The sequence below is a fragment of the Bacteroidota bacterium genome (genome assembly GCA_030706565.1).
Classification (GTDB): domain Bacteria; phylum Bacteroidota; class Bacteroidia; order Bacteroidales; family JAUZOH01; genus JAUZOH01.
Window position 1 is genome coordinate 1 of the sequence record JAUZOH010000282.1, and the last position, 4,983, is coordinate 4,983.

At 36.2% G+C, this 4,983-nt stretch carries 5 protein-coding genes; 3 read left to right on the forward strand and 2 right to left on the reverse strand.

The window, feature by feature from the left end; all coding sequences use genetic code 11:
• Positions 1 to 438: 438 nt before the first annotated feature.
• Entirely contained in the window at positions 439 to 1,479 is a 1,041-nt protein-coding gene (locus Q8907_12530) for a nucleoid-associated protein (protein MDP4275097.1), read from the forward strand.
• 122 nt (positions 1,480 to 1,601) lie between these two features.
• Here Q8907_12530 and Q8907_12535 read toward each other — a convergent pair whose 3' ends face one another.
• Together Q8907_12535 and Q8907_12540 are read right to left on the reverse strand one after the other, a co-directional pair.
• Positions 1,602 to 2,357 carry a hypothetical protein gene (locus Q8907_12535; protein MDP4275098.1) on the reverse strand — a complete coding sequence of 252 codons (756 nt, stop codon included), beginning with the start codon at positions 2,355 to 2,357 and terminating at the stop codon, positions 1,602 to 1,604.
• 396 nt (positions 2,358 to 2,753) lie between these two features.
• Entirely contained in the window at positions 2,754 to 2,936 is a 183-nt protein-coding gene (locus Q8907_12540; GenBank protein ID MDP4275099.1) for a hypothetical protein, read from the reverse strand.
• A gap of 252 nt (positions 2,937 to 3,188) precedes the next feature.
• Here Q8907_12540 and Q8907_12545 point away from each other — a divergent pair, with 252 nt between their 5' ends.
• Both Q8907_12545 and Q8907_12550 read left to right on the forward strand, forming a co-directional pair.
• Entirely contained in the window at positions 3,189 to 4,616 is a 1,428-nt protein-coding gene (locus Q8907_12545) for an MBOAT family O-acyltransferase (protein MDP4275100.1), read from the forward strand.
• 85 nt (positions 4,617 to 4,701) lie between these two features.
• A partial coding sequence (locus tag Q8907_12550) for an SGNH/GDSL hydrolase family protein (GenBank protein ID MDP4275101.1) occupies positions 4,702 to 4,983 on the forward strand: 282 nt, incomplete at its 3' end.

Sequence of the window (4,983 nt, forward strand, 5' to 3'; positions counted from 1 at the left end):
ATTAAAGTTTCGCAAGTAAATATCTCCCTGAATGGAATAAAATTTAACAACTGAGATTTATTGTTCATCATGTCACATAGAAATAATGAACAATATTCCTCTGTGTCTTCTCTGTGTACCTCTGTGTTATTGTATCGATGTATTACACAGAGAACCACAGAGTTTTAACACAGAGTGCCACAGAGAAATCTGTTATAACCCCTTTATACTACTTGCGAAACTTAAATCAAATATATATCCAGCTTTTATGTCGTGATATTTTATGTATTCACCTACGAGTTCTAATTTTCGAAGGAGAAAACTTAATCAATAAATATGTGTATTTTTGTTGTTCCTATGCTTTTCGTTGGGGGATATTATTGTTCCTATGCTGATTTGCAGAGGAAATTTTAAGGGAAAGATGATCAAATAAAAAATTAATATCAAAAACCACTAACCATGCTTATTTACGAACAGGCTACTCTTGTCAGTATAGCACTTCATTACGTTGGATGCAAGATTCAGGAAGAAGACATCAGATTGTCAAAAAAGGAGCTTAAAGTCAGTGAGGAAATAAATAATCTTTTGGTGAATTATTTTCTGCCTGCTTTCAAATCGGAGGAATATTTTCACCTCTATCATGATACCGACTTAAAGTTAAATGAAGTATACAGTTATGTGTCTGAAATTTTTGATCATCCCGATCAGCTATTCGATCAGTCGGTAAACCTGGCCAAACATCTGTATGAGCAAAGCCTTCATCCGAAAATCAAAGGGGGAGATTTTTATACGGTTTATTTCAAAGATTGTATAGTTGACGGGGAGACGGTTGATGCGGTCGGGCTGTTTAAATCGGAAAACAAAGATGTTTTTTTGAAGGTTTATCCGTCGGAATCCGGATTCGAGTTAGCCAGTGAAGAAGGGGTGAACATAAAAAAGCTGGATAAGGGTTGCCTGATTTTTAATTCGGAACGGGAGAAAGGTTATCTTGTTGCTGTGGTTGACCATACGAACAAAGGGGTGGATGCCCGTTATTGGATTGATGACTTCCTGAAAGTGAAACAGCGCGAAGATGAGTATTTTCAGACTCAAAATGTTATGTCAATGTGTAAAAACTTCGTAACCAAGGAACTTCCCCAGCAGTTTGAGGTCTCAAAGGCCGATCAAATCGATCTTCTGAATAAATCGGTGAATTTTTTCAAGGAAAAAGAAAACTTCGATATGGAGGAATTTACCAATGAAGTGATCAGTCAGCCTGAAGTAATTGAGCATTTCAACAATTATAAAAAGGAATACCAGGTCGATTGCGATACGGCTATTGCCGATAATTTTGCCATTTCTGAAACTGCAGTAAAAAAGCAGGCGAGGGTGTTTAAGAACATCATCAAACTGGATAAAAATTTCCATATTTATATTCATGGTGACCGCAATCTGATTGAACAAGGCGAGGACGATGACGGCCGGAAATTTTATAAACTTTTTTATGAAAAGGAATGTTAATCAATAAGATATTTATCCGTTTTAATAATTTTTATTTCCGGATTATATCTGAATTGAAAAATATAAAAATTGGACCTGATCGATCTTCCTGGCCTAAATAAGTTGGTTTTTATGTTGTTATATTAAAACAAGACACCTATTCTGAAACCTGAAGTAACGGCAGCAGGGAAGTCCCTGGCAATGATGGAATATCCATATTGCCAATACTCATAGGGTTTATGTGTACTATAGCCATATCCAAGTCCAAAATAAAGATCTACAGCAAGGATGTTGTTAAAAACCCATTGGTTGCCAACAACAAACAGCATGGCAGTTGAAAATATATCCGTGGAATTTTTTTCATAAACAGAAACCGCAGCTTCTGGCCTAAAGTACATTCCTTTTAATATATGGGCGTATCTTAATCCCTTCAGGTAAAAATCAGGGCTTTTAATAAACTTATATCCTAATCTGAAAGAAGAACCGCCAAGCTTGTCCCCGTAATGTTTTCCCAATCCAATGATTCCAAGGGATAATTCCATACTTGCTCCCGGCTTCAGGCTTCGTTCATAAGTAAAGTCACTGTATTGAAATAAGGGGGACAAGAGCTTGAATTTCAGGCAATTTTTTTTCTGATCTGCATAATTTTCCTGGTTGTACATGGGATTTTGAAAATTCATGACCACTCCCGAAGACAAGATCACTTTGGTTACCTCCGTTTTATCTATACCTTTAAGAATATCATTTTCAGGAGTTTGGTATTTTATCTCATCGGAAGATATTTCCTTGATTTTGCAGGCAATTCGCTCATTATTTCTTTTAACGATAGTATCCTGTTGTGAATACAGATTATAAAGACTAAAAGAAATAAGAATCAACATAACGATCAATTTCTTCATAGTATTTATATTGATAGGTTTATAAAGGAAACCGTAAATGCGTCAAGCAAGATTTTGGAATTTACTTAACGTTTGATGAGTCAGAATCCTGTTTTACAGGATATAGTTGATATCCAAATGACCGGATATCCTTTCCGGACCTTTTAAGGCAACGCTGTTTATTCTGCATGGCAACTTCAACAACAATCAGAATTTCAGTATTTTATTTTATGATCTTTATATAAAGGTACGAAAAAATCTCTAGATAATAACAAAGTTGGAACTTTAAGTTACATCCAGGGGATTAGGCTTAGAATTAAAACCGGAGTAAATCTGAAGGTTGTTTATCAGGCAGGGCAATTTTTTGGCTTGGAGTAGGCGGGCCAGGCCCGCCTGTTAAATTTTAACATGGAGTATTTACATTCCCAAGTGTTTGAAAACCGAATAAACCAGTAAAACAGGCCAGATAATTGCTTTTAATAAGCCTAAAACCCCTATCCAAAAAGTGGCAGCATGGGATATAAAATAAATTGCTGCTCCAATAAATCCCATTCCGTAGACTGCTCCTGATGTAGTATGACATTTGAAATCTTTTTCCATATTTTTCCCTCCTCAAGAATAAGTTTAAAAATTATTGAAAGTTTAAATTTAAAGATTTTTTCAATTGGAACCCTTTGTTTTTTGGTTTAAATAGAATTAGAAAATCATTCTGATCAAAAAAAATCCTGTAAAAAAGTTATAGATCAGAAAAAAATTGTAAATTTATTTATACATGAAATTTTCATGTTAAGTTCTGATTAAAAGTTAAATGATACACCCCCGGGCAAAGGGGTAGATAAAAGAAAAAAAACTATGCTTTTTAATTCATTGAATTTTATAGCTTTTTTCCTTGTAGTTACTACATCCTATTTTTTATTGCCTCACCGGTATCGTTGGTTTTTGCTTTTAATGAGTAGTTGCTACTTTTATATGGTTTTTGTCCCGGTTTACATTCTGATCCTGGGATTTACCATTGTGGTTGATTATTTTGCAGGCCGTCTTTTAGAATCTTCAAAGGACAAAAAGCGGAAATGGTTTCTGATTGCCAGTCTGGTAGCCAATATCGGAGTTCTGGCTTTCTTTAAATATTATAATTTCCTTAATGAAAACCTCACCCTGCTGTTAAAAAATTTCAATATAGGAAATCCTATTCCGTACCTGTCCATTCTCCTGCCCATAGGTTTGTCCTTCCATACCTTTCAGGCGATGAGTTATACCATTGAGGTTTATCGAGGGCATCAGAAAGCAGAGCGGCATTTTGGAATCTACGCGTTGTATGTCATGTTTTATCCTCAGCTGGTAGCCGGGCCTATTGAACGGCCCCAAAATATGCTTCATCAATTCCGTGAAGAACATTATTTTGATTTTGACCGTTTGACTGAGGGGCTCAGAATGATGCTGTGGGGCTATTTTAAGAAGGTCGTTATTGCCGACAGGCTTGCTTTATATGTGGATCCGGTTTATAACAATCCTCATGCATACACGGGATCTACCTTTATCCTGGCAACCTTTTTTTTCGCTTTTCAAATCTATTGTGATTTTAGCGGTTACTCGGATATCGCTATTGGAAGCGCCCACATCATGGGGTTCAAACTGATGCAAAATTTTAAATTACCTTATTTCTCCAATTCCATCGGTACTTTTTGGAAACGCTGGCATATTTCACTTTCAAGCTGGTTCTCGGATTATGTATATATACCCCTGGGAGGCAACAGGGTGAAATTTCTAAGGTGGGTTTTTAATGTTTTGACTGTGTTTACTATCAGCGGGCTCTGGCACGGCGCCAACTGGACCTATATTATTTGGGGAGCCTTACATGGGTTTTATTATTTACTCGAACGTTCCGTTAAAAAGTTACTCCACTTTATTTTCGGTGATTTCGAACTGAAGTCTGTTTTTCGCGTTATCCCGGTAATTTTAACCTTTACCATGGTCTCTTTTGCCATGATATTTTTCAGGTCTAAGGATCTGGACACTGCCTGGTATATAATATCCGGAATTTTTTCAAATCCTGTTTCCCAAATATATATGGGTAATTCTCAATTTGTCACTTTTTTATCCGTGCTTTCGCTTTTATTCTTGTTTTTCGTGGAATATCTTCAATATAAAGGCCTGGTAACCCTGTATTTTTCTGAATCCAAAGTAACCCGGCCAGTCCGTTGGGCTGCCTATATTTTTATGCTGTTTTCCATTTCCATGTTGGGCATTGGGGGGAATAGTTTTATTTATTTTCAATTTTAAGGCCATGAAATTCTGGGTGTTAAAAAATTTGAGATGTCTGGAATTGTTGTCCAAATACTCCATGTTTATTCTGTTAATTGTTATAATGGACTGTGGACTTTCTGATTTTTTTACTAAAGGACTAATCATGTATTTTGGCCTGGACAATCCGGTTAAGGTATTGCTGGTTGGGCATTCACATACCGTATTGGGCTTGGATAAAGAAACTATGGAAAAACAACTTCATTGTAAGGTGGCCAAATATGCTATAGAAGGTGCAAATGCTCAAATCAGGCATACCATGATTCAGCATTTCCTTCATCAGAACAGTGATTCCCTGAAGTTGATTGTATACGATGTGGATGCATTCTTTCTGACGGGGAAGGGA